The organism is Paracoccus aestuarii, assembly GCF_028553885.1.
Lineage (GTDB): Bacteria > Pseudomonadota > Alphaproteobacteria > Rhodobacterales > Rhodobacteraceae > Paracoccus > Paracoccus aestuarii.
In genome coordinates, this window is the sequence record NZ_CP067169.1 from 1,169,093 (window position 1) to 1,193,780 (window position 24,688).

Genomic DNA, 24,688 nt, shown 5'->3' on the forward strand with positions numbered 1-24,688 from the left:
CCGTCGCCAAGCTCTTGATCCTCAGCGTCCGCACCCATCATGAGTACGGGCGCCGTGGATGCGCGGCCCAGACGTCAGTCCGTTGGCCGAGGCGACGAGAGCGTCGCGGTCTATCTCAAAATGCCGATAAAGATCGCCGATGGTGCCAGTCTGTCCGAAATGCTCGACACCGTGCGGAATGGTAGCATGGCCTGCGACCGAACCCAGCCAGGCCAGCGTAGCGGGATGCCCGTCGATGACTGTGATCAAGCGGCAGTGGCGCGGCAGATCGCCCAACAATCTCTCGACATGGCTGATGGCTTGGCTGTTCCCGCGTGCGCGTTCGCGCTGTGCCGCGGTCCACCCGGCGTTCAAGCGGTCGGCCGAAGTGACCGCCAGCACGCCGATGTCGCGGCGCGTGGTGCCGATCAGCCCTGCCGCCGCGATCGCTTGGTCCGCCACGGCGCCTTGATAGGCGATCACGATCTCGCAGTTGGGGCCTGGTTTGCGCAGCCAGTAGGCGCCGTCGATTGCACCCTGGCGGAAGGCCTGATCGACGCGGGTTCCGGGCTGTTCCAACGGCTTGGTGGTCAGGCGCAGATAAACGGATCCACCTGTTTCGTCGCGAAGCCAGGTGCGTTCATCGAAGGCGTTGCCGCCGTCGCGCTGTAGATAGTCGAAGGCCCATTCCATGATGACGGCAAGCTCGTCGGCGAAGGCCGGCTCGAAGCTGGCAAGCCCGTCCTGCGCCATTCCGGTCAACGGCGTGCCAATGGACTGGTGCGCGCCGCCTTCTGGCGCCAGCGTCACACCGGACGGCGTGCCCACCACCATGAAGCGCGCGTCCTGGTAGCAGGCATAGTTCAGCGCATCCAGCCCTCGATGAACGAAGGGGTCGTACAGCGTTCCGATGGGGATCAGCCGCTTGCCGAACAGGCTGTGCGACAGGCCGGCGGCGCCCAGCAGCAGGAACAGGTTCATCTCGGCAATGCCCAGTTCAAGATGCTGACCCTCGGGCGCAAACTCCCATCTTGCGGTCGAGGGGATGCGATGCTCGATGAACGCATCGGCTTGCGGCTGCCGTGAGAACAGCTTGCGGCGGTTGACCCAGGGACCCAGCGACGTGGTTCCGGTCACGTCGGGCGAGGTGGTAATGATCCGTTCGGCCAAGGCGCTGTTCCCCTTCGCCAACTGGTCGAGAATCTTGCCAAAGGCTGCCTGTGTGGAGATCTCCCGGTCCGCCACGGGCGAAAGGTCTGGTATCGCCAGCCTCGCATCGTCGTGTCGCCGCGTCCCGCCCGCAAAGAAGGGCACGCGCGACAGGAAATCCTGAAACGCTTCCTTGTCCACAACGCCCGCAAAGGGGTCCCATTCGTGCCCTTCCGCCACGCCCATGTGCCGCTGCCATTCCTCCATCTGCGCCTTGGTCATCAGGCCGCCATGGTTGTCCTTGTGCCCGGCAATGGGCGTGCCCCAACCCTTGATCGTATAGGCGAGAAAGCAGGTTGGGCGGTCATCTGTCACTTCCGCAAAGGTCTGCGCCATGGTTTCGACGCAGTTGCCGCCCAAGTTCTCCATCAACGCTGCAAGCTCCGGGTCCGAGCGGCGTTCGATCAGCGCGGACACCTCGCCCTGATCGCCCAGATCATCCATCAGCCGTTTGCGCCAGACCGCGCCGCCCTGATAGGTCAGCGCCGAATACTGGGCATTCGGACAGGCATCAATCCATTCGCGCAAGCGATGGCCGCCCGGTTCATCAAAGGCCGCGCGCTGCAACACGCCGTACTTGATGCGGATCACATTCCAGCCAAATGCCTCGAAGATCTTCTCGACGCGGCCGAACAGACCTTCGCGCACGATCCCGTCCAGCGACTGACGATTATAGTCGATGATCCACCAGCAATTGCGCAGATCGTTCTTCCAACCCTCCTGCAGGGCCTCGTAGATGTTGCCCTCGTCCAGTTCGGCATCGCCGACAAGCGCCACCATCCGACCCATCGGCAGGCCCGCAGCCCACGGCTTGGCCGCCACAAAATCCTGCACCAACGACGCAAAGCTGGTGATCGCCACGCCCAGGCCGACCGAGCCGGTCGAGAAATCAACGTCGTCGGTGTCCTTGGTCCGGCTGGGATAGCTTTGCACGCCGCCCAAGCCGCGGAACGCTTCCATCCGCGCGCGGGTCTGCCGGCCCATCAGATACTGCATGGCATGGAAGACCGGCGAAGCATGCGGTTTCACGGCCACCCGATCCTCAGGGCGCAAGGCCGAGAAATAAAGCGCCGTCATGATCGACACCATCGACGCGGACGACGCCTGGTGCCCGCCGGTCTTTATGCCATCCACCTTGGGCCGGATATGGTTGGCGTGATGGATCATCCAGTGCGACAGCCACAGCAGCCGTTGCTCAATAGTCTTAAGGTGCCCGGTTTCGATAATCATCGTTCCCCCCTGTTTTTGTGTCAGCCGTTCCGTTGCGCGCTTGTGGCCGCCACCATCCCTGCAAGGACCAGGGCAAGCCCTGCCAGAAAGACGGGCGACAGCCGGTTGGACAGGACCACAACCGATGCCGCGATGCCGATCAGCGGCACGCCAAGTGTGAAGTTCGACATGGCAAAGGTCGAGATCCGGCGCCCGTGCTCTGCCGAGATCACAAAGCAGGCCGAGGTGGCGACAGGTCCGATGAAGACCAGAAGTTCGACAAGATGCAGGTTCCAGCGGATGCCGTGGGGCAGGCCCTCGAACGCCAGCGCAAGGCCGCCAAGCGGCACGGTTGCTAGCAGCATCTGCCACGGCGCCAGCGCCAGGGGCGACGAGACCCAGCGATGGAATCGGACGTGCAGGATCACGGCCGACCAGGCCAGTGCCGCGATCAGCAGGAAACCCGCCCCCATGAAGGCGCCCGGCGCGCTCCAGTCGGTTTCGAGGGGAGAGCAGATCAAGGCGACGCCGGCCAGGCCTGTCAGCAGCGCCGCGACCTGCGCCCGGGCGGGACGCGCGCGAAAGACAAGCCAGGCAAGCGCGACGGTCCACAGCGGTGTGGTATAGGCCAGCAGCACCGAATGGCTGGTATCGGTTCGGGTCATGGCAATCATGCCCAAGCCCGTGAAGGTCATCATCTGCAGCAGGCCGGTGCTGAGAACGATGGGCATGTCGCCGCGTTCCGGCAGAGTGACTCCGCCGCGCAGCGCCAGAAATGCGAACAGGCAGACGGCGGCCGACCCGAAGCGGAAGGTTGCAAGCCATAAGGGCGGCACTGCGGTCAGCGCCATCTGCGTCGCAGGCCAGCTGAAACCCCACAGCAGCACCATCAGCGACAACCACAACCGGCTGTTTCCGATCCGGCAAGGGTGCGAGGTGGCGGCGGGGGCAGCGCAGGACATGGACGGCCTCGATAGATGGGAGATGAGGCCATTGTGACACCGATGCGACGGGCAATCCGACCTATTCAGACCCAAGCTGAGGATGTAACAGGAAAACTCTACCTAGGTCTTAGCTGTTGGAGGATAAAATGACCCCAGAAAAACCCGAACTGGACACGGCCAGTTTGCGAATCCTTGATGCGCTGCAGCAGGATGCCGAACTCAGCAACGCCGAACTGGCCGAACGCGTAAACCTGTCGGCTTCGCCCTGCTGGCGGCGCGTGGCCGACATGCGTGAGCGCGGGGTGATCCGCGGCTCGGTCGCCTTGGTCGATCCAGTCAAGCTGGGCCTGCTGGTCAACGTGTTTGTCCATGTCACGCTGGCACGTCAGGACAAGGCCTCGCTCGGGACGTTCACCGACGCCATCAAGGACCGACCCGAGGTGATGGAATGCTACCTGATGACCGGTTCCGAAGATTTCATGCTGCGCGTGGTAGTCGAGGATCTGCTGCGCTATCAGGATCTGGTGATGAACGTCCTGACCCAGATCCCGGGCGTGGCCAACATCCGGTCAAGCTTCGCCCTGGATCAGGTGAAATACACCACGGCCCTGCCGACCGGGCATCTGCACAAGGGCTGAGGGTCAGGCCGTATCGCGTGGATCGTGTCCAACCGGCTTGCCGTAAAGGCCGATGTTTTCGTCGCCCCAAGTCTTCAGGGCACGCAGGATCGGCTCCATTGTGCGCCCCAGATCAGACAAGGAATATTCTACCTTGGGCGGCACCTGGGCGTAAACCTTGCGGGTGATCAGCCCGTCCTCCTCCATCTCGCGCAACTGGTTGGTCAGCATGCGCGGCGTGCAGTTCTGCATGTGGCGGCGGATCTCGTTAAAGCGCAGTGTGCCGGACAGCAGGTGCCACAGGATGATCGACTTCCACTTGCCGTCGATCAGCCCGATTGCCGCCTCGACCGAACAGCCGGGCGTGCAGTCGAAGCGGGAATGGCGGGCCTTGGCCATGACAGTATCCTTTTCGACACTATGTGCAGTGTTTGTGCGTATTGTCGCAATCCAAAATAAGGCCAGTTTCGCCTTGACGCAAACGAAACAGTGGAGCGATCTCATGAAGGCCATCGGCTATAAGACCCCCGGACCCATCGACCGCGAGGATGCGCTGCAGGACATCGAGCTGCCGCGTCCGATCGCGACCGGCCATGACCTGCTGGTCGAGGTGGCAGCGGTGTCGGTCAACCCGGTGGACACAAAAGTGCGCAAAAGCGCCAGCCCGACCGAGGGTGACTGGAAGGTGCTTGGCTGGGATGCGGTCGGTCGCGTGGCCGAGGTTGGGCCCGAGGCCGAGGGCTTCGCCGTCGGCGACGAGGTTATCTATGCCGGATCCATTACACGCCCCGGCGCGAACAGTCAGTTCCATCTCGTCGATGCCAGGATCACCGGGCACAAGCCCAAGTCGCTGACCAATGCCGAGGCCGCCGCCCTGCCGCTGACGGCCATCACCGCGTGGGAAATGCTGTTCGACCGGCTGGACATCCGCCGCCCCGTTCCGGGCGCGGCCAATGCCATCCTGATCATCGGCGGCGCGGGCGGCGTCGGATCCATCGCCATCCAGCTTGTCCGCGCGCTGACTGACCTGACAGTGATTGCCACCGCCTCGCGTTCGGAAACACAAGACTGGGTGCGTGAGCTCGGGGCACACCACGTTATTGATCACCACGGTGATCTGGCAGCGCAGGTCGAGGCCCTGGGCATCGGGTCGCCGGGCTTCGTGTTTTCCACCAACCAGAGCGACCGGCATGTGAAGGGCATTCAGACCCTGATCGCGCCGCAAGGTCACTTTGGCCTGATCGACGACCCCGAAACGTTGGACGTGCTGGGCTTCAAGCGCAAGGCTGCCTCGGTGCATTGGGAACTGATGTTCACCCGCTCGATCTTCGGCACGCCGGACATCGGAGAGCAGGGCAAGCTGCTGAACGAGGTGGCGAGACTGGTCGATGCCGGGCGCATCCGCACCACGCTGACCGAAACGCTGTCGCCGATCAATGCCGAGACCCTGAAGAAGGCCCATGCCCTAATCGAAACGAACACTGCACGCGGCAAGATCGTGCTGGAGGGGTTCTGATATCCGAAATTATTCACCTGGTCGCGACGCTGTTGGCTATACCCGGGGGGCGGTCCTGCAGGCCGCCCTCACTGGGATGCTCGCGGGCGTCCGCGCTGAGCAGGGCTGCCTGCGCTACGACCTGAATCGCGATAGTGACCGCCTGCGGTCGGCCGAGCAAGGGGGCTGCCCCGGCCCGCCCAACTCTATGTTCCAGCCGAACGGCTGGCAGATTTCGACCATCCATCAAATTTCGAGGGGCATTGAGCCGGAGCGGCCTGCGCGAAAGCGGCCATTATTTCTGCCATAACCGACATAGCCAGGGCATTCGGGTCACGAGACGCGGGGATCAGGCCCATTGGCCCATAGACTCTTGCGATCTGGTCCATGATGGAGGCGCCCCCCCCCCCCTCCTGCAGACGTGTGCAGAGCGCAGAGCGCAGAGCGCAGCATGGGTCGCACGGCTGCCCTGTGCACCAATATAAAAGGCGGGTGTAGGATCACCGTCGCGGTGGAAAGGGGGATCAGGGCCAGAGCCAGCCAGTACGTAGAAAAGCCGGCCGGTAATCTCGAACAGCACGCGGATCCGCATCGGAAGCGAGACGACATCCCGCGTCAGGAGCCCGGCAGGATCTTTCCTTCGCCGCAGCTGGGGCAGCGATTGAAGAAGCCGCGCACGATGGCCGTCTTTTCGTTTCGTTCTTCAAGCATCTCGATTCGCTTTCTTGTTTGCGGTTTCACTTCTTAGGCGTCTGCCGTGAATTGCCGATCCGCCTGAACCCTCGACAGGCGCAGAGCCTTCTTGGGCTTCGTCTGGCAGCCCTTCCAGCGCGTCCAATCGGAGACGACCGATTTAGAGCGAGGCCTCGGCGTAGCGCTCCAGCCAAGATCGTGGCCGACTTCAAGCACGGCTTCGACGAGCTTGTACATGTCCTCCCGCGAATGAAAAGGCGTCGGTGTAATCCGCAGCCTTTCCTGACCACGCGCGACAGTCGGGTAGTTGATAGGCTGAACATAAATCGCATGATCCGCCAGCAGGCGCTCGCTGATCTGGCGGCAGAGGTGCGCGTCTCGACACCCTGCGCTGGGTGTTCATCGCGGTCGCCCTCGGCGGCATCGCGGTCACGATCTACGCCCGCCTCGATGACTGGCGCCGGGGGCGGCGGTGATCGGCACCTTGCTCGGCGGGATCGCCACGAGCCCATGGATGCGGGCGGCGCTGCGCTACGGAGCCATCGCGCTGGCAGTGCTCCTGTTCCTGCTTTCGCTTCGGCGCTCCGGGGAGCGAGCGGGACGCCTCGCCGAGCGCTTTGAAACCACGGAGAAAGCAAATGATGTCCATCGCAGGATGCTGGAAGCGGCGGCTCGCCGCCCTCGCGATCACCACGAGCTTGCTGAGCGGCTGCGCGAGGGGCTGTTCGTATCTGCTGAGCGGCGCCGTTGCCCACCCGTCGTTGAGTACGACCACGAGTTCCAGGCCCGCGCAGCGGAAGAAGTCGTGCTGCTCCCGGACAGGTCCGCAATCGCCGCTATGCTCGCCGATTATAGCGTCATGCGGGATCAGGCGCGCGCGTGCCGGGAGAGATGATCTTCCGCTCACCGGCCGATTTCCTTTCCTCCCCTCTCTAGTTACAATGACCGATATCCGTCGCTCATTGCTCGTTATGAGGAAGAAATGGACCGCCTCGACAGCGACCGCATGTTTCTCGCCGTGATCGAGACAGGCAGCTTCACGGCGGCGGCAGAGAAGCTGGACACGCGGTCCGGACAGGCGTCCAAACTGATCTCGCGGCTCGAGGCCGAGCTGGGCGTGCGGCTGCTCAACCGGACGACGCGATCTGTTGCCCCTACAGAGGCCGGTCGTGCCTACTACGATCGCCTGAAGCCGCTTGTCGATGAACTCGACACCCTCGACCTCGACATCCGGAACATCTCGCAGTCCCCGCGCGGGCGGCTGCGGCTGACGGCGCCCCTGACCTTCGGCACGCGCGAACTGGCGCCTGCTCTAAACGCGTTCGCCGGCCTCTATCCCGACATCGAACTCGATGTCACCTTCTCCGACCGGGTCGTCAACGTCGTCGACGAGGGGTTCGACCTTGCCGTTCGCGTCGGCCGTCCCGGTGATTCCAGCCTGATCATCCGCAGGCTCTGCGCCGTCCGTATCGTCGTGGTCGGCGCGCCCTCCTATCTCGAACAGCACGATGCGCCCACGTCGCCCGCGGACCTTGCGCGGCACGCCTGCATCATCGACACCAACTTCCGCGAGCCGAACCGGTGGCCGTTCAAGGGCGCGACCGGCGACGTCGAGATGGCGAGCGTCGATGGCCGCATACGCTATTCGAACGCCGAGGCCTGCGTCCAGGCCGCAGAACTTGGACTCGGGCTCGCCTGCGTGCCCGCCTTCGTGGCGGGGGAGGCACTGCGTTCGGGCAGGCTGATCAGACTGCTGCCGTCGTTCGAGACCGATCCCTACGACGTGCACGTCCTTTATCCGCACAGTCGCCACCTTGCGACCAAGGTGCGCCTGCTCGTCGACTTCCTCTCCGAGAGGTACAGGCAGACGCCGCATTGGGAGCGAGGCTGGTAGGGCATTACCCTGCATCGGGAAGCAATCATCTTCCCTAAGGCCGGATTATCGTCGTTCTGGGCAGAGTCTATGTTCTCCGCATGACGAACGAACTGGCGCTCAGCCGAACGCCGGATGTCAGAAGGAGAACGAACATGAGCATCTCGATCATTGGCGCCGGCAACATGGCGAAGGGTCTCGCGACCCGCTTCGCGAATGCCGGCCATCCCGTCACGCTCGCCAGCCGTGACCAGGCAAAGGCTGAAGCTGCCGCTCGGGACGTCGGCAACGGCGTATCCTCCGCACCCCTCGCATCGGCTGCGCAATCGGCGGACATCGTCGTCCTGGCGGTGCCCTTTGATGCCGCGGGCGACGTCATCGAAGCGGCCGGCGGTTTCGCAGGCAAGATCGTCGTCGACATCACCAACCCGATGAAGGCGGACTTCTCCGGCCTCAGCATCGGTCACACGACGAGCGCCGCCGAGGAAATCCAGAAGCGCGCGCCGCAGGCGAAGGTCGTCAAGGCCTTCAATACCATCTTCGCGCAGGTGCTCCAGAACGGCGGTCAGGCCGCCGGCCGTCCCGCCACGGTCTTCGTTGCCGGAGACGACGAGGCCGCGCGGGCCGCAGTCATCGACCTGGCGCGGAGCGCCGGCTTCGAGACGCTGGAGACCGGAGCGCTTGCCACCGCACGCTACCTCGAGCCCGCCGCCGCGCTGAACATCACGCTCGGCTACGGCCTCGGCCACGGCACCGACATCGCCCCCACCTGGCAGCGCGCTGCTTGAGCTCCCTCGATTCAAGGAACATGACCATGACCTACGCAACCGCTTCCGCCTCCGACCGTCCGTCGCTTGTCGACGGCGTCTCCAACGCCGATCTCGCCGCGACGATCCTGCGCGTCTCCATGGGCGTTCTCTTCCTCGCCCATGCCGGCCTGAAGCTTTTCGTCTTCACTCCGGCCGGGACAGTGGGCTACTTCGCCAGCCTCGGGTTGCCCGGGCCTCTCGCCTACCTCGTCATCGCGGCCGAGCTCTTCGGTGGCATCGCGCTGATCCTCGGCGCCTACAGCCGCTGGGTGTCGCTGGCGCTCGTGCCGATCCTCTTGGGCTCGATCTACGTGCCCCACGGCGCGGCCGGCTTCTTCTTCTCGAACGAAGGCGGCGGCTGGGAATTCCCGGCATTCTGGGCGGTGACGCTAGTCGTCCAGGCCCTGCTCGGCGACGGCGCTTTCGCCCTCAAGCGCAGCCGCGCCTGACCTCCCTTGCTGGCCGCGTGGACCCTCCCGCGGCCAGCACATATTTTCAAGGAAACCTGCCATGACCATCGCAGCCGACCACTTCGACATGACTGCCGCGCCGATGCGGATCGGGGCGGTCCGGCTCAAGGTGCGTGACCTCCGTGCGGTCTCTGCCTTCTATCAGTCCGTGCTCGGGCTCACCCCGATCGCGACCGGCGAGGATCGCATCACGCTCGGCACCGGCGGCACGCCGCTGCTGGAGCTCGTGGGCGATCCTGACCTCGCCCCGCTCGATCCGCGCCAGGCCGGGCTTTTTCACACCGCCTTCCTGATGCCGACCCGAGCCGACCTGGCCCGCTGGGTCGCCCATGTCGCCGCGGCGCGCGTGCCGCTTCAGGGCGCGTCGGACCACATCGTCAGCGAGGCGCTCTATCTCGCCGATCCCGAGGGCAACGGCATCGAGGTCTATGCCGACCGCCCGGTCTCGGACTGGCACGGAGAGAGCGGCGAGATACGGATGAGCACCGATCCGCTCGATCTGCAGGACCTGCTGCAAAGCGCGGAGGGCACCGAATGGTCGGGCTTCCCCGAAGGCGGCAGTGTCGGCCATGTCCACCTGCAGGTGGGTGACACGGCCGAGGCCGATCGCTTCTACCGCGACGTGCTCGGCCTCAATATCGCGGCGCGCTATCCCGGCGCCAGCTTCTACGGCAGCGGCGGCTATCACCACCAGCTGGCCGGCAACGTCTGGAACAGCCGCCGCGCCGGCAGACGTCCCGAGCGCATGGCAGGTCTCAAGGCCGTCGAGATCCTTGTCCGGGATGCCACGAACATCACCGCCATTGCCGCACGCGCCGACAGCGCCGGCATTGCAGGCACCAGGAACGCCGATGGCCTGACCCTGCGCGACCCTTGGGGTACCGCAATCACGCTGAGGAATTGAGGAGACGACCATGCTGATGAACGGGAAATGGGTGGCCGACTGGCAGCCCGTCCAGGCCAGGGACGAGAAGGGCGGCTTCGTCCGCCAGACCTCCAGTTTCCGCAACTGGATCACCCCTGACGGCAGCGCCGGGCCGACCGGCGAAGGCGGCTTCAAGGCCGAGCCTGGCCGCTACCATCTCTACGTCGCGCTGATCTGCCCATGGGCGTCGCGCACGCTGATCGGTCGCAAGCTGAAGCGGCTCGAGGACGCGATCTCGGTCTCCGTCGTCGAGCCCGAACTCTCCGACCAGGGCTGGCGCTTCGGCGACACTGGCGGGGCCGACCTCGACACGCTGAACGGCGCCAATTTCCTGCACGAGATCTACACGCGCGCCGACCCCGCCATTTCGGGCCGCGCGACGGTGCCGGTGCTGTGGGACAAGCAGCGCGGCACCATCGTGAACAACGAATCCGCCGACATCCTGCGGATGCTGAACTCCGGGTTCGGCGACTTCGCGGACCCCACCTTCGACCTCTATCCGGCCGACCTCCGCGAGGAGATCGACGCGCTCAACGCCCGCATCTACCCGGCGCTCAACAATGGCGTCTACCGCGCGGGCTTTGCCACCACGCAGATCGCTTACGAAGACGCCTTCCGCGACGTGTTTGCCATGCTCGATGAACTCGAAGGGCGCCTCGGCGACGGTCGGGATTTCCTCGTGGGCGGCCGGTTCACCGAAGCGGATGTGCGGCTCTTCGTGACTCTGGTTCGCTTCGACGTGGCCTATCACGGCCTCTTCAAGTGCAACCTGCGCCGCATCGCCGACTATCCCGCCCTTAGCGCCTACCAGGCGCGCATCCTTGCGATCCCCGGGGTGCGCGACACGGTCAGCATCGACCACATCAAGCGCGGCTACTACTCGATCAAGGCTCTCAACCCGACCGGGATCATTCCGGTAGGGCCCGCGCTTCCAGCAGCTTTGGCCGGTTGATCCGGCGCGCTGACCGACAGGTCTGCACTCAAGTCACGCTGCGGCGTAGCTGGTATAGACTGAAGTCGATCCGTCGCGCCCTATGAGGAAAACCTCAAAGGCCTCACGTTCGCTCTCCGGCCCCATGCCCGGTGACCCGTAGGGCATGCCGGGCACGCCAATTCCGATGGCGTCCGGACGCTCGTCCAGCAGTCGGCGGATGTCGGCAGGCGGAACGTGTCCTTCGATCATATATCCAGCAATCTTGCCGGTGTGGCACGAACCCATGGCCTGCGGGATACCGTTGTCGAGCTTGTACTGCGCGAGCGCCGCTCCTTCGCTCTCCTCGACCGTCACTTCGAAGCCATCCGCCTGCAGGATCTCGACCCAGGCCGAGCAACATCCGCAGTCGGGATCCCTGAGGACATGAAGACCAGGTCTGCCCTCGGCCCCCGCGGGCAACGCGGCCGTCACCGAAACAGCGCACGCGCCAATTACGAAACCCCGGCGAGAAACAATCAATCGCATCGTGGATCCTTTTCTTCACGCAAGGTCATCGCGGCAAGCAGCATAGTCTTTAAACCGTCCGCACCCCGCATTCTTCTTTGATAGCTTACTCACACGCCTCATCCAACAGGGACGCAATCGTCACTCGTACACGGAAGGTTGAGCCGTAGGTGTTTGATCCCATGGTTTGATGGTGCAATCCTTTCGCAGGAATGGAAGGAAGCATTATGGGACAAGTTCGTCACGGGAGCGCCACGACCACGCACGCTGTCAGAGCTGCAATACAGCGATCGCAAGCTTCGCTCGCGCAGCTGAGCCGGGAGCTCGGCATCAACCCAAAGACTGTCGCGAAGTGGCGCAAGCGCGAGACAGTTGAGGACCGTAAGACTGGGCCGAAGGAGCCACGCTCCACGGTCTTGAGTGAGGCCGAGGAAGCAACAATCGTCGCGTTTCGGCGCCATACGCTGCTGCCGTTGGACGACTGCCTCTACGCTCTTCAGCCCTCTATCCCACATCTGACGCGCTCGGCGCTGCACCGATGCCTGCAGCGGAATGGCATTTCGCGACTGCCGGACGTGGGCGGGGACAAGCCCAAGCGTGCGAAGTTCAAGCGCTACCCGATAGGTTTCTTCCATATCGACATCGCCGAGGTGCAGACGGCCGAAGGCAAGCTCTTCCTCTTCGTAGCCATTGATCGCACCAGCAAATTTGCTGTCGTTCAATTGGCGGAAAAGGCCAACAGGAAAACCGCTTGGGAGTTCCTGGAGCACCTTCTGGACGTCGTGCCCTACCGCATCCACACGATCCTGACCGATAATGGCATCCAGTTCGCAGAGCAGCCTCGAAACCGTAACACTCCTTACTCTCGGCAAATGCGGTTCGACATGATTTGCGAGGCAAACGGGATCGAGCATCGGCTGACCAAGCCCAACCACCCGTGGACGAATGGCCAAGTCGAGCGGATGAACAGGACGATCAAGGACGCGACCGTCAAGCGCTACCACTACGACAGCCACAGCCAGCTGCGCACGCACCTCGCCGATTTCATCGCCGCCTACAATTTCGCACGCAGGCTCAAGACGCTGAGCGGTGTCACACCCTACGAATACATCTGCAAGGTCTGGACTTCAGAGCCAGACAGATTCATCGTCAATCCGATCCACCAGATGCCGGGACTGAACACCTAGCGCATCGATCGCGCCCGGGCTTCTCTTGACCTTCCACCAACTGGAAGCCCCATCTTGAAAGGTAAGCAGAACCCTTCAGGAGAGTGCCATGCAGTTCCAGATCGACAACATGACGTGCGGCGGCTGCGCCAGGAGCGTTACCAAGGCGATCCATTCGGTCGACCCGCAGGCAAAGGTCGACATCGATTTGCCCCAGAAGCGGGTGACCGTGGAGTCGGGTTTCGATCGATCTGCCGTTGTGTCCGTGCTCGAGGGTGCCGGGTTCTCGCCTCGCCCTGCGGCATGACGCGCGGCCAATAGTCGGTAGCAGCGCCAAGAGGAACGCGCTTACCTGAAGCGGGTTGTAACTGCTGAGGCAGCACTTCCTTGGTGGATAACCATCGATGAAAAAATCAGCGCGGATTTGGAACATGGCAATGGCAGCGTTACTGGCGCTGTCATTCGCCTTCATCTGGCCGCCTGCCAACTTTGGCTCCCCATCACTCAATGATCACACAGCGCAAGCGGAAGCCCATACTCAACACGCTCATGCCAAACCGAGCGACCAGCACAGCATTCTCACCGTTCAGATGGACGTCGACTGTGATGCTGCGACATTAGCCTGTTGCCTGATGGCTCATTGCTGTCCGGGGATTTCAGTCGGAGCGCATGAAATTACCACCGCTTCGGCCAGCGACGAGACGACGGCTGCGACGCCGGTGCCGGGCTTGGGAAGCGATCCTGGGGTGATCCTCCCCCCTCCGCGACGTCTGTGGCTCTGATCGCTCGACAAATCATACATTCAGGAGAACTCAAGATGACTATCGCAAAGACGATCCTCGCCGCGGCTATCGCCGCTACCGCGTTCTCAGCGCCCGTCATGGCGCAGGACGCGGAGTTCCAGCTCCCCGAGCAGTGCACGACAGCGGCTGCCTCGGGTGGCATGGATCACTCGGCCATGGGACATGGCGGCATGCACGGCAATCAGGGCGGCGGCATGAACGCGGGCATGATGGAAATGATGGGCATGGGAGGCATGGACCTCGAGTCCATGCCCGAGCATGTCCAGGAAAACATGGCGAAGATGATGATCACCATGCCGGCCATGCACGAAGGCATGATGATGGAGGATGCCGACGTGGCCTTCGCCTGTGGAATGATCGCCCACCATCAGGGCGCCATCGACATGGCAGAGGTGTTGCTCGAGCACGGCGACGATCCGCAGATGCGCGCGCTTGCCGAAGAGATCATCGCGGCGCAGGGCCCCGAGATCGAGCGGATGACCACTTGGCTGGCTGAGAACGCCAACTGAGACCACAGTGGCGGCGCGGTGCAGACCGCGCGGCCACTTCTGTCCGCTCGCCTCGAAATCACTTGAGCTTCCAGCCGCTGGAACCCTTATGTTGGCGGGAGAAGCTACGGAGATGCCGCCATGAACATCGGAACAGCCGCCAGGGAATCGGGCCTGCCGCCCAAGACGATCCGCTACTACGAGGACATCGGTCTGCTGACCGCCGACCGGGCGGCCAACGGGTACCGCGATTATTCCAGCGAGGACGTCCACCGGCTGCGCTTCGTCCAGCGGTCCCGCAGCCTCGGGTTTTCGGTCGAAGAATGTCGGCAGCTGCTCGCCCTCTATACCGACCGTGACCGCGCTAGCGCGGATGTGAAGGCGATCGCTACCGAGAAGCTTGGCGAGATCGACCGCAAGATCGCGGAACTGACCGGGTTGCGGGAGATGCTCGGGCATCTTGTCGAGAATTGTCACGGCGACGCCCGCCCGGACTGCCCGATCATCGACGGGCTCTCTGGGAAGTCGCGCGACCATTAGAACCTCAGGGGACCGGAACGATGATGGGCGACGGCATGATGTGGGGAATGGGACTGTGGGGCCTTGTGGGCGCTGTCCTCGTGGTGCTCGCCGTCGCGGCCCTCGCCAAATACATCTTCTTTCGCTGATGGGCGGGTCCTGGCGCAGATGGGCGCACCGGATGCCGGCCAATCCGCTCTTGCCCGGTCGGCATCTGATGCCTGCATTGGTCGTATTGATCGGGCTCGTGCCGGTTCCCGCCGCGGCGTTCCTCCACGCTTCCGAGACGGGCACCGACTCCGGCCGCGCGCTCTACGTCGAGCACTGCGCGGCCTGCCACGGCGTCGATCTCGAGGGGCAACCCGACTGGCGCAGCCCCGACGCCAACGGCCTCTATCCGGCGCCGCCCCATGACGAGACGGGCCACACGTGGCATCACGACGACGCCATGCTCATCGACTACATCGCCCGAGGCGGTCAGGCCGTTCTGGACGACATGGGCGTGACCTTCACTTCGGGCATGCCGGGCTTCGGCTCCGTGCTGGGCCAGGGCGAGATCGAAGCCATCCTCGACTACATCAAGTCAACGTGGCCCGAACACATTCGCGACCCGCAGGCGCAGCGGTCCAACGCGGCCGTAGATTGACGATCTCCCGACATCCGTCAGACCTTCCGAAAGAGCCCGAAATGGAACCGCTGCACGTTGCCCCACGGCGTGCGGTGTTCGTGGCTCAGCGATCGGACGAGCCGATAGGCGCTACCCAGCCGTTGCGAAAGCAGGGCCGCATCATAGCGAGCGACCGGCAAGCCGCTGCACGAGATCGGGCCATCTGGCGCGAACGTTCCGATGATGGCGTGGCCGCCGGGGACAAGGGCCCGATCCATGACCCGCAGATAGGCGTCCTGATCGGACGCCTCGGTCAGGAAATGGAACGCGGCCCGATCATGCCAGAAGTCGAAGCGGCCGGAGGGCTGCCAGTACAGGACGTTCGCCACCACCCATTCAACTGGCGCATCTGGCGACAGCCGCGCGCGCGCCGTGCGCAAGGCGATTTCGGAGAGATCGAGAACTGTCACACGGCGGAACCCTTGTTCCAGAAGGCAATCCACCAGCCTCGAGGACCCGGCGCCGACATCGACGATCGGCGCATCCTTGCCCGCGCTGGTCTCGGCGATGAGGTCGAGCGATACCTGCGGACGGTCTTCGAACCAGCTTGTCTCAGCCTCCTCCTTGCTTCGGTGGACGCCTTCCCAGCGGTTCGGTGTTTCGGCCATCGTCAAGCCCTCACAACTCGATCCGCCTGAGCCGCAGCGCGTTGGTGATCACCGAGACGGAGGACAGGCTCATCGCCGCCGCCGCGATCATCGGTGAGAGCAGCATCCCGGTGACGGGGTAAAGTAGCCCGGCCGCGATGGGCACGCCAAGCGCGTTGTAGGCGAAGGCGAAGAACAGGTTCTGCTTGATGTTGCGCAAGGTGGCGCGGGCCAGCTTGCGCGCTCGCACGATGCCCATCAGGTCGCCGCCCAGCAGGGTGATGCCGGCGCTTTCCATTGCCACGTCCGCGCCGGTTCCCATGGCGATGCCCACGTCGGCTGCGGCCAGCGCCGGAGCGTCGTTCACACCATCGCCTGCCATCGCGATCTTGTGGCCGTCGCGGCGCAACTGGTCGATCAGATCCTTCTTGCCCTCGGGCAGGATGCCCGCGCGCACCTCGTCGATCCCGAGCTTGCCCGCCACCGCCTGCGCCGTGCGCTCGTTGTCGCCGGTTGCCATGATCACCCGCAGACCCTGGGCGTGCAGTTCCCGGATCGCCTGTGCGGTCGAGTCCTTGATCGGGTCGGCCACGGCCACGATCCCGGCAAGCGCGCCATCGACAGCGATGAACATCGCGGTCTTGCCTGCGGCGCGCATGGTGTCGGCCTTCGCTTCGGCCTCGCCTGTGTCCAGCCCCATCTCCCGCATCATCGCGGCGTTGCCGAGCGCCACGGCGCGTCCACCGACCTGGCCGCGTACGCCCTTGCCGGTGACGGCCTCGAAATCTGCAGCCTCCTGCCGCGCCGCACCCTGCGCCTCGGCCCCCTCGACAATCGCCTCGGCCAGCGGGTGCTCCGAGCCGCGCTCCAGCGCCGCAGCCAGCGACAGCAACTCCGTCTCCGACAGGTCCCCGAGCGCCACCGAATCGGTCAGCTTCGGCTTGCCCATGGTCAGCGTGCCGGTCTTGTCCACGATCAGTGTGTCGACGGCCGCCATGCGCTCCAGCGCCTCGGCGTCCTTGATCAACACGCCTGCCTGCGCGCCGCGTCCCGCCGCCGTGGTGATGGAGATCGGCGTTGCAAGGCCAAGCGCACAAGGACAGGCGATGATCAGCACCGAAACCGCGGAGGCGATGGCAAAGACCAGCGCGGGCTCGGGGCCGACGGTCAGCCAGACGACGAAGGCTATTATGGCGATGGCAACGACTGTGGGCACGAACACCGCCGAGACGCGGTCCGCGAGCCCCTGGATCGGCGCTCGAGACCGGCGCGCGTTCGACACCATCTCCACGATCTGCGCGAGCACCGTATCGGATCCAACCTTGCCCGCCTCGATCACGAGACTGCCGTTCTTGTTGATCGTGGCACCAGTCACCGCATCGCCCGGACCTTTTTCGACTGGCATCGACTCGCCAGTCAGCATGCTTTCATCGAGAGACGAGCGGCCCTCGATCACTGTCCCGTCGACAGGCACGGCATCACCGGGTCGCACGCGCAGTCGGTCGCCCTCCATGATGTTTTCCAGCGGCGCATCGTATTCGGTGCCGTCAGGCAGGATGCGCCGGGCGGTCTTGGGCGCGAGGTCCAGAAGCGCCCGGATCGCATCCCCGGTGCGTTCGCGTGCACGAAGTTCCAGCATCTGGCCCACGAAGACCAAGGTCACGATCACCACGGCAGCCTCGAAATAGGTGCCGACGCCGTGGCCCATCCGGTACTGTTCAGGGAATACTCCGGGCAGGAACGTCGCGACGATCGAATAGAGATAGGCCGCCCCCACGCCCAGGCTGATCAGTGTCCACATGTTCGGAGATCGGTTCACCACCGAGTCCCAGCCGCGTCGGAAGAATGGCAAGGCGGCCCAGAGGATGATCGGCGTCGCCAGCAGGAACTCGAGGTAGCTGGCTGTCTGGTGCCCGATCCAGTCGCGCACCGGCAGCGCCACGAGTTCGCCCATCGTCAGCACGATGAGCGGCCCCGCCGCGGCGGCCGAGATCCACATCCGGCGTGTGAAGTCGATCAGCTCCTCGCTCGGCTCGTCCGAGGGCACCATCGGCTCCAAGGCCATGCCGCAGATCGGGCAACTACCCGGCGCATCGCGAACGATTTCGGGGTGCATCGGGCAGGTGTACTGGACGTTGGCCGGGGCCGCGTTCTTCCGCCCCGCGGCGCGGCCGGAGGCATAGAACCAGGGATCCGCATGGAACTTCGTCTGGCACTTGCCCGAGCAGAAGTGGAAGTCCTTTCCGTCAAACTTTTCGGTGCGGGTATCTGGCTTCAGGTTCACCGTCATGCCGCAGACCGGGTCGATGGCCGTCGGGCCGCCTGCAGGCTCCCCGTGGGACTTCGGCATTTCGGCGTCGGAATGGACGTGGCTCGCGTGAAGATTGACGGTGGACATGGTTTTCTCCTTTCGCGGTCTCAGCCGCGTGAAGGCCGATGCACGCGCCCTCAGGACTAATGTGCTCCTTCCTGTCGCTAGAAGGTCAAGGACTGATTGAGCCAAACGCCGTCATAGCACATCGCGGCATTGACTGATGCTCGCGGACGCCCCACCGCCTAAAAGAAATCAATAACTTAAGGTGGAGAAGGTTGGATGTCAGGCCCATCCCCTCCGCCACCTCTGAACAGGTTTTCTCAACGAAAACAACTGATTGGTGACAGATCTAGCGACCGCAAGGTGACACACAAGGTGACACCATGGTCTTACTGTTCGAATCGACGACCTGTCAGAACGCAGGCCCGGCGTTGCGAGATGCTGTGATCCCGCATCGCCTTGAGCACTGCCTGTTGATTTCCACCCAGAACTGAGCCGGGTTTTTCATCGAGAAGTGAACCACCTCTGATTACGGATATATGGTCATAGAGGGGGCAAAGTATGGTTTGTCTCCTTCTTTTTTGTGGCCGCTGCGGCTGAGCTCGCCTTGAACCGGAAGCCGTCGTTTTCGGTCTCCAGGATGTGGCAACGGTGGGTCAGGCGATCGAGCAGCGCGGTGGTCATCTTGGGCATGCCTCTGCGCCGAGGCCGAGCCTTGAAGGCGTTGCAGCGCATCAGTCGCTCGATCCTGTGCACGCCGCAGGCCAGTCCTTCTTCCAGAACATCGCGCCACACGCGCCGCGCGCCATAGGTTCGATCACTGGCCTTGAAGCTCGTCTCGATCGCCATGACCAGCTTGGTATCATGGATCTCGCGGGTGCTTGTCGAGCGGTTGAGCCAGGCGTGGAAGCCGGAGCGCGACACCTCCAGCGCCTCGCAGAGCCAACTGACTGGCCAAATGTGCCGGTGCTTGGCAATAAAGGCGAATCTCATGTCGCCTCGCGCGCGAAAAAAGCCGTCGACTTCTTGAGGATGTCACGCTCCGCCCGGGGCCGGACGACCTCTTTCTTCAGGGCTGCGATTTCCGCCAGGTCGGCACGCATTTGTCCGTTTCCGGGAAAGGCAGCAGCCGGGGCTGCACTCAGCTCCCTCATCCAGCGGCGCAGCACACTCTCGGACAGATCGAGGTCGCAGGCGGCCTGCAACACCGCTACGCCCCGATCGGTAACCAGCTTCACGGCCTCTGTCTTGAACTCACGGCTGAACTTTCATCTCGTCATATCCACTCTCCAGTTCCTTGGTCACGATCTTATCTTCGTGTCCACGAAACCGGCAGCAGGCCACAATCCCCTGACCGATATGCAAGTTAGTAATGAATGATACGGGAACGGGTCCGCGCGCTTGGGAAGATGCCGCGCGGGCCCGTCAGAAGGACAGGCGGGTCTGGCGGCCGCGCGGCGCGGGCGTGATCTGCAGCTGGCCGCGCAGCTGGGCGGTCGCGCCCTCCAGCAGGGTCGATCCGAAGCCCTCGCCCGGGTCGTCCTGGACGCGGTCCTCGTCATAGGATTCGGACCAGTCCATGACCACCGCATCCTCGGTCACATGCCATGCGACCCGCAGATCGCCGGCGATCGGGCCCAGGACGCCGTATTTGAAGGCATTTGTCGCCAGCTCGTGCAGGATCAGCGACAAGGGCACGACGCGCTTGGCCTGGATGACCACCGGATCGCCCTCCAGCGTGATGCGGGCGCCGTCATAGGGCGACAGGCTGGTGCGGATCAGATCGGCCAGCGACACGCCCTCGGTCCCGGCCTGGGCGGTGGTCAGGCTGTGGGAATTGGCCAAGGCGGCGATGCGGGCGCAGACCTCGTCCACGACTTCCTGCGCGTCGTCGGTCTCGCGCCCGGCCATCCGCAGCATGGCCGAGATCTGGGTGAAGAGGTTATTGACCCGGTGATCCATCTCCGAGATCACCGCCTCGCGCAGCTTGGCGGCCGATTGCGCGGCGGTCACGTCCAGCATCACGCCCATCACCTGCGCATCCGGCCCATCGCCGAAACGTGCGCCCGCCGTCTCCAGCCGGATCGAGGCCCGCGCATCCGAGGATGGCTGCGCCACGCGGCGGAATTCCCGGCCCTCGGCGCAATCGGCCAGGTCCTGCAGCAGCGCCTCGCGGTCCTCGGGGGCGATCAGGGCGGCAAAGGCCGACAGGGGCAGCCGCGCCGTCTGGCCGATCCCCAGCAGGTCCGAGCTGTCGTCGATGGTCAGCACGCGGCTGGCCGCGTCGTAATGCCAGACCGCGATCCGGGCCAGCGAGCGCACGGCGTTCAGCCGTTCCTCCTGGCGTTCCAGCGCGGAATGCAGGTCGCGCAGCGCGGTCACGTCCTCGAAGACCAGCATGGCGCCGTCCAGATGCCCCTCGGCCCCGCGATAGGGCTTGGCATCGACGCGCCAGACGCGGTCGCCCGAGGCCTCGGTCAGCTCGGTCCCCTGCGATTCGCCCTGGCTTGCGACCTCGGTCGCCATGCGGTGCAGCGCGTCGCTGTTGAAGACATTGGACACATCGGCCAGCGGGCGGCCGTGATCGGACCGGCGCAGCGGAAAGATCCGCGTCGCGGCGGCGGTGAAGTTGCGCACCCGCACGTCGCGATCCACCACCAGCAGCGGGATCTTGGTCGCCGAAAAGAAGTTCTGCAGGTCGCTGTTGGCCACGGTCAGGTCGTCGATCTTGGATTTCAGCTCGTCATTGACGGTGCTCAGCTCCTCGTTGGTGGACTGGAGCTCCTCGTTCATCGACATCATCTCTTCGTTGGAGCTCTTCAGCTCCTCATTCGTGGTCTCCAGCTCCTCGATGGTGCTGCGCAGCTCCAGCCGGGCCTGGCGCAGCTGTTCCTCCAGCAGGTCGGACCGCGCCTCGTTCAGGGACAGCTCGTCCGCATCCTCGACCATCATCGGCGCGGCCTGGGCGCCGGCCTCCTGAAAGACCAGCAGGATGGATCCGTCATGCAGCGGTTCGGCAAAGAGCGCGACGGGCAGGCTGCCCATCTCGGACCGGGCGGTCAGGTCGCGCATGATGGCCGGACGGCCGGTGCGGCCGACCTGTTCCAAGGCCTGGGCCACGGCCTCCTTCAGGCCGGCATGGACGATGTGATGGGCCAGAACGGGGCGGCGCGCCATCGGATCGACGGTCAGAAAGCGCGACAGACGCCCGGCGGTCCACAGCACCTCGCCCGAGGACGAGACCTGCAGCGAGGCGGGCGAGAACCGGTCCAGCACGCGGCGCTGCGCGGCCATGTCCGGGCCGCCGCGGGACTTGGCCCCATCGCGCGAGGGCATGCCCCGCACCGGACCGTCATCGTCGCCGCGCTGGCGCGCGGGCAGTTCCAGCGGCAGGCGCGAGGCGCTGTCATCGCGGCGGAACAGGCGCGCGGGCCGGTCCAGTTCGGTGAAGCGGTGGGCCTCGCGGCGCACGCCCTCGGACGGGCCCAGGAACAGATAGCCGCCCGGGCGCAGCGCGTAATGGAACAGCGGCAGGACCCGCGACTGCAGGTCCTCGTCCAGATAGATCAGCAGGTTGCGGCAGGACACCAGGTCCACCCGCGCGAAGGGCGGATCGCGCAGCACCGAATGCAGCGAGAACCGCACCCGGTCGCGCAGCTGCGGCGCGATCTGCATCAGCGCGTCACGATGGGTGGTGTAGTCGTGGCGCAACTCCTCGGGGATGTCGGCCAAGGCGCTGATCGGATAGGTGCCGGCGCGGGCAATCTCGATCATCTTCTTGTCGATGTCGCTGGCAAAGACGGTGAAGCGCCCCCGCTGGCCCGCCGCGCGCATCTCGGCATCGACCAGCATGGCGATGCTGTAGGCCTCCTCGCCCGAGGAGCAGCCGGGCACCCAGATGCGCAGATCCTCGCCTTGGGCGGCCTGGACCAGCGGGCGGATCGCCTGTTCGCGCAGCGTCTGGAACAGTTCGGGGTCGCGGAAGAACCGGGTGACGTTGATCAGGAACTCGTTCAGCAGCGCCTCGCATTCGTCGTCATGCTGGCGCAGATGGGCAAGGTATTGCTGGGTGTCCGTCAGGTTCAGCACCTGCAGCCGGCGCCGGATGCGGCGCACCAGCGTGGACATCTTATAGCCCGAGAAATCATGCCCGCAGCTGTCCAGCAGATGCTGACAGATCAGCCGCGCATCGGCCAGCAGCGCATCCTCGGCCAGATCGGCATCGCTGGATTCGAAGAATTGCAGGATGGTCGCGATGATGTCCTGGGGCGGCAGGACGAAATCGACCAGCCCGGTCGATTCCGCCGAAAGCGGCATCCCGTCATAGCGCGCGGTGCGCGGCTCCTGCACCACGCAGATGCCGCCATGTTCCTTAATCGCCCGCAGGCCCAGGGTGCCGTCGGCGCCAGTCCCCGACAGGATCACGCAGGCCGCGGTCGATCCGCGGGCCGCGGCGAGGCTTTCGAAGAAATCGTCGATCGGGCGGCGCAGCCCGCGGGGCTGGTCGAAATCGACCAGGTGCAGGCGGTCCTCGCGCAAGACCATGCCCGATCCGGGGGGGATGGTGTAGACATGGCCCGGGCGCAGTTCGACCCCGTCGGCGGCCTGTTCCACGCTGAGCGCGGTGCGCCGGTCCAGCAGCTCGGCCAGGACGCTGTCATGGGTGGGGTCCAGGTGCTGGATCACGACATAGGCGGCCGGATCGTCGCGGCGGGCGTCGCGCAGCAGGTCGTGCAGCGCCTCCAGCCCGCCGGCGGATGCGCCGATGCCGACGACGGCGAAGTCGTGGCGCGTCTTGGTGCGGGCGGGCGTGGCGTCATTCATCGCGAAAGCTGATCCGTGCAAGGGTCGAGATCGAACGGGCGATCAACGCGGTGGAATCTGACATGATCAGGCCGAATTGTCCCGCGGCCCGCCGCAGATCCTGCATGTTGCGACCAAGTGCCGCGTCATTCTCGGCCAGGGCGGTGCGGGCATCCGACGCGCTGGTGTCGAATTGCGAGGCCAGCACGAATCGCAGCCGCCCATCGCCGTCGCGCAGCTTGGTCATGAAGACCAGGTTCAGGAACCTCCGCCCGTCGAGCGTGTAGTTCAGGACCGGAAAGCAGCCGTCATCGGCCGCGTCGTCGCGCAGGAACCGTGACATGGCGCGCACCTGGTCGGCGGGCGTCTCGGGGCCCTGCAGAAAGCGGCAGTTGCGGTCCAGCGCATCACTGGGGGCATAGCCCGTCAGGCTGCTGAAGCCCGCATTCACCCGCACCAGCGGCATGTCGCCTGATGCGGTCGCCAAGGCCAACGCGACGCGTGACCGGTCGATCTGGTCGCGCAGGGCGTCAGGCAGATTGTTTTCGGGCATGCAGTCCTTTCACGGCGCGCACTGTGCCCACCTGTCATCGCGTAAGATATAAACTTGCACGATGTGTCACAAGTCTCTCTTTGGTCGGGGGTCGGTGCTGCCCCGCTGGACCAGATCCACCCCCAGCATCACCGTGTCGGTGACCGGACGCCCCTGCATCCGTGCCAGCAGCGTCTCGGCCGCCTGCTGGCCCAACCGGGCGCGATGCTGGCGGATCGTGGTCAGGCCGGGCTGGGCGAAGGCCGCCATCTCGATATTGTCGAAACCCATCACCGCCACGTCATGGGGCACGCGCAGCCCCGCGCCGGTCAGCCCATGCATCAGGCCGATGGCCATCTCGTCATTGTCGCAGAAGACGGCGGTGGGGCGGGGGGACATCTCCAGCAGGCGGCGGGCCGCGGCCAGGCCCGAACCGGCCGAGAAATCCCCCCAGAGCGTGTCGCGCGGATCGGGTTCGGGCAGGCCCGCCGCGACCAGCCCCTGCACGAAGCCCTCGTGCCGGGTCCGGGTCAGCGAGCTGTCGGCGGGCCCACGCAGATGCAGGATGTGGCGGTGGCCCAGCCCGGTCAGGTGTTCGGCCGCCAGCCGCCCGCCCTCGACATTGTCGGCCAGCACGCGGGGCGCGGACAGCCCCTCGATCCATTCGCAGGCCTGGACCAGCGGCGGACAGCCCGGCCGGTCGAACAGCGCCGGATCCAGCCCCCCGTCCAGCACGATCACCCCGTCGGATCGCGACCGCGTCAGATAGGGGCCCAGCACCTTCATCGGCGGCTGGTCGGGCACCGCCGTCGTGTCCATGACCAGCAGGCTGAGGTTATGGGTCCGCAGCACCTGGGATATCCCCGACAGGATCAGCGCGAAGAACGGATTGGCGAGCTTCGGCACCAAGGCCAGCACGCCGCCGACCTGCTGCTGGCGCAGGTTCCGGGCGGTGAAGTTCATCGTGTAGCCGGTCTGGGCGATGGCCGCCTCGACCGCCTTGCGGGTCGTCTCGGACACGATCGAGGGATTCGAGATCGCGCGGCTGACCGTCGCCACGGACACCCCCGCCAGCTTGGCGACGTCGTGGATGCGGGGCGGACGGTGTTGATCTGGCACGGGAAACCCCTTGGTGGACCGGGCTTTCA

At 64.8% G+C, this 24,688-nt stretch carries 24 protein-coding genes and 3 pseudogenes; 15 read left to right on the forward strand and 12 right to left on the reverse strand.

The features are described from left to right. Positions 1 to 21: 21 nt before the first annotated feature. Both JHW48_RS06015 and JHW48_RS06020 read right to left on the reverse strand, forming a co-directional pair. Positions 22 to 2,418 (reverse strand): 1-deoxy-D-xylulose-5-phosphate synthase N-terminal domain-containing protein, encoded by a 2,397-nt coding sequence (locus JHW48_RS06015; RefSeq protein ID WP_119887276.1) that lies wholly within the window; start codon positions 2,416 to 2,418, stop codon positions 22 to 24. Positions 2,419 to 2,438: 20 nt separating this feature from the next. After that, entirely contained in the window at positions 2,439 to 3,359 is a 921-nt protein-coding gene (locus JHW48_RS06020) for a DMT family transporter (protein WP_119887275.1), read from the reverse strand. Between the two features lie 128 nt (positions 3,360 to 3,487). Between JHW48_RS06020 and JHW48_RS06025 the strand changes: the two genes are divergently transcribed. Next, entirely contained in the window at positions 3,488 to 3,979 is a 492-nt protein-coding gene (locus JHW48_RS06025; RefSeq protein ID WP_119887274.1) for an Lrp/AsnC family transcriptional regulator, read from the forward strand. A gap of 3 nt (positions 3,980 to 3,982) precedes the next feature. Here the strand turns inward: JHW48_RS06025 and JHW48_RS06030 are convergent, their stop codons facing one another. Next, positions 3,983 to 4,357 (reverse strand): winged helix-turn-helix transcriptional regulator, encoded by a 375-nt coding sequence (locus JHW48_RS06030; RefSeq protein ID WP_119887273.1) that lies wholly within the window; start codon positions 4,355 to 4,357, stop codon positions 3,983 to 3,985. Positions 4,358 to 4,460: 103 nt separating this feature from the next. On the opposite strand from JHW48_RS06030, the gene JHW48_RS06035 reads away from it, so the two are divergent. Then, entirely contained in the window at positions 4,461 to 5,474 is a 1,014-nt protein-coding gene (locus JHW48_RS06035; RefSeq protein ID WP_119887272.1) for a zinc-binding alcohol dehydrogenase family protein, read from the forward strand. An 843-nt stretch (positions 5,475 to 6,317) separates the two neighbouring features. Here JHW48_RS06035 and JHW48_RS18655 read toward each other — a convergent pair. Beyond that, positions 6,318 to 6,524, reverse strand: a pseudogene (locus JHW48_RS18655) (aminotransferase class I/II-fold pyridoxal phosphate-dependent enzyme); the annotation flags it as partial. On the opposite strand from JHW48_RS18655, the pseudogene JHW48_RS18565 reads away from it, so the two are divergent. The 7 genes and pseudogenes from JHW48_RS18565 to JHW48_RS06070 form a co-directional block, all read left to right on the forward strand. Next, a pseudogene (locus JHW48_RS18565) lies at positions 6,524 to 6,622 on the forward strand (YcbK family protein); the annotation flags it as partial. The pseudogenes JHW48_RS18655 and JHW48_RS18565 sit on opposite strands and share 1 nt — an antisense overlap. After that, positions 6,619 to 7,041 carry a hypothetical protein gene (locus JHW48_RS06045; protein WP_240637934.1) on the forward strand — a complete coding sequence of 141 codons (423 nt, stop codon included), beginning with the start codon at positions 6,619 to 6,621 and terminating at the stop codon, positions 7,039 to 7,041. The pseudogene JHW48_RS18565 and the gene JHW48_RS06045, both read left to right, overlap by 4 nt. Before the next feature lie 87 nt (positions 7,042 to 7,128). Next, positions 7,129 to 8,040: a LysR family transcriptional regulator gene (locus JHW48_RS06050; RefSeq protein WP_119887270.1), complete on the forward strand. Its 912-nt coding sequence runs from the start codon at positions 7,129 to 7,131 to the stop codon at positions 8,038 to 8,040. An 80-nt stretch (positions 8,041 to 8,120) separates the two neighbouring features. Continuing rightward, complete coding sequence (locus tag JHW48_RS06055) at positions 8,121 to 8,807, forward strand: NADPH-dependent F420 reductase (RefSeq protein ID WP_119887269.1); 687 nt, start codon at positions 8,121 to 8,123, stop codon at positions 8,805 to 8,807. 26 nt (positions 8,808 to 8,833) lie between these two features. After that, positions 8,834 to 9,277: a DoxX family protein gene (locus JHW48_RS06060; protein ID WP_119887268.1), complete on the forward strand. Its 444-nt coding sequence runs from the start codon at positions 8,834 to 8,836 to the stop codon at positions 9,275 to 9,277. A 61-nt stretch (positions 9,278 to 9,338) separates the two neighbouring features. Beyond that, entirely contained in the window at positions 9,339 to 10,202 is an 864-nt protein-coding gene (locus tag JHW48_RS06065) for a VOC family protein (protein ID WP_119887267.1), read from the forward strand. 10 nt (positions 10,203 to 10,212) lie between these two features. Beyond that, positions 10,213 to 11,175 carry a glutathione S-transferase family protein gene (locus JHW48_RS06070; protein ID WP_119887266.1) on the forward strand — a complete coding sequence of 321 codons (963 nt, stop codon included), beginning with the start codon at positions 10,213 to 10,215 and terminating at the stop codon, positions 11,173 to 11,175. A 33-nt stretch (positions 11,176 to 11,208) separates the two neighbouring features. On the opposite strand, the gene JHW48_RS06075 is transcribed toward JHW48_RS06070, so the two are convergent. After that, complete coding sequence (locus JHW48_RS06075) at positions 11,209 to 11,682, reverse strand: DUF411 domain-containing protein (protein WP_119887265.1); 474 nt, start codon at positions 11,680 to 11,682, stop codon at positions 11,209 to 11,211. Positions 11,683 to 11,888: 206 nt separating this feature from the next. On the opposite strand from JHW48_RS06075, the gene JHW48_RS06080 reads away from it, so the two are divergent. The 6 genes from JHW48_RS06080 to JHW48_RS06105 all read left to right on the forward strand — a co-directional run bounded on the left by JHW48_RS06080 (position 11,889) and on the right by JHW48_RS06105 (position 15,283). Next, positions 11,889 to 12,848: an IS481 family transposase gene (locus JHW48_RS06080; RefSeq protein WP_272835848.1), complete on the forward strand. Its 960-nt coding sequence runs from the start codon at positions 11,889 to 11,891 to the stop codon at positions 12,846 to 12,848. Between the two features lie 88 nt (positions 12,849 to 12,936). Beyond that, a complete protein-coding gene (locus tag JHW48_RS06085; RefSeq protein ID WP_119886106.1) occupies positions 12,937 to 13,134 on the forward strand; it encodes a heavy-metal-associated domain-containing protein in 198 nt (65 codons plus the stop codon). Positions 13,135 to 13,231: 97 nt separating this feature from the next. Continuing rightward, the gene (locus tag JHW48_RS06090; RefSeq protein ID WP_147388087.1) at positions 13,232 to 13,609 is read left to right on the forward strand and encodes a hypothetical protein; all 378 of its coding nucleotides are present in this window, start codon (positions 13,232 to 13,234) and stop codon (positions 13,607 to 13,609) included. A 35-nt stretch (positions 13,610 to 13,644) separates the two neighbouring features. Continuing rightward, positions 13,645 to 14,139: a CopM family metallochaperone gene (copM, locus tag JHW48_RS06095; RefSeq protein ID WP_119886105.1), complete on the forward strand. Its 495-nt coding sequence runs from the start codon at positions 13,645 to 13,647 to the stop codon at positions 14,137 to 14,139. Between the two features lie 120 nt (positions 14,140 to 14,259). Then, positions 14,260 to 14,658, forward strand: coding sequence for a Cu(I)-responsive transcriptional regulator (cueR, locus tag JHW48_RS06100; protein WP_119886104.1), 399 nt, complete (start codon positions 14,260 to 14,262; stop codon positions 14,656 to 14,658). Between the two features lie 196 nt (positions 14,659 to 14,854). After that, positions 14,855 to 15,283, forward strand: a complete 429-nt coding sequence (locus JHW48_RS06105) for a c-type cytochrome (RefSeq protein WP_119886109.1) — start codon at positions 14,855 to 14,857, stop codon at positions 15,281 to 15,283. Positions 15,284 to 15,300: 17 nt separating this feature from the next. Here the strand turns inward: JHW48_RS06105 and JHW48_RS06110 are convergent, their stop codons facing one another. The 7 genes and pseudogenes from JHW48_RS06110 to JHW48_RS06140 form a co-directional block, all read right to left on the reverse strand. Further along, a complete protein-coding gene (locus JHW48_RS06110; protein WP_119886103.1) occupies positions 15,301 to 15,912 on the reverse strand; it encodes a class I SAM-dependent methyltransferase in 612 nt (203 codons plus the stop codon). 10 nt (positions 15,913 to 15,922) lie between these two features. Next, positions 15,923 to 18,241, reverse strand: a complete 2,319-nt coding sequence (locus JHW48_RS06115) for a heavy metal translocating P-type ATPase (protein ID WP_119886108.1) — start codon at positions 18,239 to 18,241, stop codon at positions 15,923 to 15,925. 507 nt (positions 18,242 to 18,748) lie between these two features. Then, positions 18,749 to 18,877 (reverse strand): hypothetical protein, encoded by a 129-nt coding sequence (locus JHW48_RS06120; RefSeq protein WP_419182411.1) that lies wholly within the window; start codon positions 18,875 to 18,877, stop codon positions 18,749 to 18,751. Continuing rightward, positions 18,854 to 19,443: pseudogene (locus JHW48_RS06125) on the reverse strand (IS3 family transposase); the annotation flags it as partial. The gene JHW48_RS06120 and the pseudogene JHW48_RS06125, both read right to left, overlap by 24 nt. 187 nt (positions 19,444 to 19,630) lie before the next feature. Further along, on the reverse strand, positions 19,631 to 23,029 hold the full coding sequence (locus JHW48_RS06130; RefSeq protein ID WP_119886100.1) for a chemotaxis protein CheB: 3,399 nt from the start codon (positions 23,027 to 23,029) through the stop codon (positions 19,631 to 19,633). After that, positions 23,022 to 23,561 (reverse strand): PAS domain-containing protein, encoded by a 540-nt coding sequence (locus tag JHW48_RS06135; protein ID WP_119886099.1) that lies wholly within the window; start codon positions 23,559 to 23,561, stop codon positions 23,022 to 23,024. Before JHW48_RS06135 ends, JHW48_RS06130 begins: the two co-directional genes overlap by 8 nt. A gap of 66 nt (positions 23,562 to 23,627) precedes the next feature. Then, entirely contained in the window at positions 23,628 to 24,659 is a 1,032-nt protein-coding gene (locus JHW48_RS06140; RefSeq protein WP_119886098.1) for a LacI family DNA-binding transcriptional regulator, read from the reverse strand. Positions 24,660 to 24,688: the final 29 nt, after the last annotated feature.

What these genes read in the sequence shown, in the direction of transcription:
- JHW48_RS06070 (WP_119887266.1), top strand. Translation starts at nt 10,213, where the DNA reads ATGCTGATGAACGGGAAATGGGTGGCCGACTGGCAGCCCGTCCAGGCC.
- JHW48_RS06030 (WP_119887273.1), bottom strand. Translation starts at nt 4,357, where the DNA reads ATGGCCAAGGCCCGCCATTCCCGCTTCGACTGCACGCCCGGCTGTTCG.
- JHW48_RS06065 (WP_119887267.1), top strand. Translation starts at nt 9,339, where the DNA reads ATGACCATCGCAGCCGACCACTTCGACATGACTGCCGCGCCGATGCGG.
- JHW48_RS06020 (WP_119887275.1), bottom strand. Translation starts at nt 3,359, where the DNA reads ATGTCCTGCGCTGCCCCCGCCGCCACCTCGCACCCTTGCCGGATCGGA.
- JHW48_RS06035 (WP_119887272.1), top strand. Translation starts at nt 4,461, where the DNA reads ATGAAGGCCATCGGCTATAAGACCCCCGGACCCATCGACCGCGAGGAT.
- JHW48_RS06060 (WP_119887268.1), top strand. Translation starts at nt 8,834, where the DNA reads ATGACCTACGCAACCGCTTCCGCCTCCGACCGTCCGTCGCTTGTCGAC.
- copM (WP_119886105.1), top strand. Translation starts at nt 13,645, where the DNA reads ATGACTATCGCAAAGACGATCCTCGCCGCGGCTATCGCCGCTACCGCG.
- JHW48_RS06025 (WP_119887274.1), top strand. Translation starts at nt 3,488, where the DNA reads ATGACCCCAGAAAAACCCGAACTGGACACGGCCAGTTTGCGAATCCTT.
- JHW48_RS06090 (WP_147388087.1), top strand. Translation starts at nt 13,232, where the DNA reads ATGAAAAAATCAGCGCGGATTTGGAACATGGCAATGGCAGCGTTACTG.
- JHW48_RS06085 (WP_119886106.1), top strand. Translation starts at nt 12,937, where the DNA reads ATGCAGTTCCAGATCGACAACATGACGTGCGGCGGCTGCGCCAGGAGC.
- JHW48_RS06115 (WP_119886108.1), bottom strand. Translation starts at nt 18,241, where the DNA reads ATGCCGAAGTCCCACGGGGAGCCTGCAGGCGGCCCGACGGCCATCGAC.
- JHW48_RS06130 (WP_119886100.1), bottom strand. Translation starts at nt 23,029, where the DNA reads ATGAATGACGCCACGCCCGCCCGCACCAAGACGCGCCACGACTTCGCC.
- JHW48_RS06075 (WP_119887265.1), bottom strand. Translation starts at nt 11,682, where the DNA reads ATGCGATTGATTGTTTCTCGCCGGGGTTTCGTAATTGGCGCGTGCGCT.
- JHW48_RS06135 (WP_119886099.1), bottom strand. Translation starts at nt 23,561, where the DNA reads ATGCCCGAAAACAATCTGCCTGACGCCCTGCGCGACCAGATCGACCGG.
- JHW48_RS06055 (WP_119887269.1), top strand. Translation starts at nt 8,121, where the DNA reads ATGACGAACGAACTGGCGCTCAGCCGAACGCCGGATGTCAGAAGGAGA.
- JHW48_RS06080 (WP_272835848.1), top strand. Translation starts at nt 11,889, where the DNA reads ATGGGACAAGTTCGTCACGGGAGCGCCACGACCACGCACGCTGTCAGA.
- JHW48_RS06015 (WP_119887276.1), bottom strand. Translation starts at nt 2,418, where the DNA reads ATGATTATCGAAACCGGGCACCTTAAGACTATTGAGCAACGGCTGCTG.
- JHW48_RS06110 (WP_119886103.1), bottom strand. Translation starts at nt 15,912, where the DNA reads ATGGCCGAAACACCGAACCGCTGGGAAGGCGTCCACCGAAGCAAGGAG.
- JHW48_RS06050 (WP_119887270.1), top strand. Translation starts at nt 7,129, where the DNA reads ATGGACCGCCTCGACAGCGACCGCATGTTTCTCGCCGTGATCGAGACA.
- JHW48_RS06105 (WP_119886109.1), top strand. Translation starts at nt 14,855, where the DNA reads ATGCCTGCATTGGTCGTATTGATCGGGCTCGTGCCGGTTCCCGCCGCG.
- cueR (WP_119886104.1), top strand. Translation starts at nt 14,260, where the DNA reads ATGAACATCGGAACAGCCGCCAGGGAATCGGGCCTGCCGCCCAAGACG.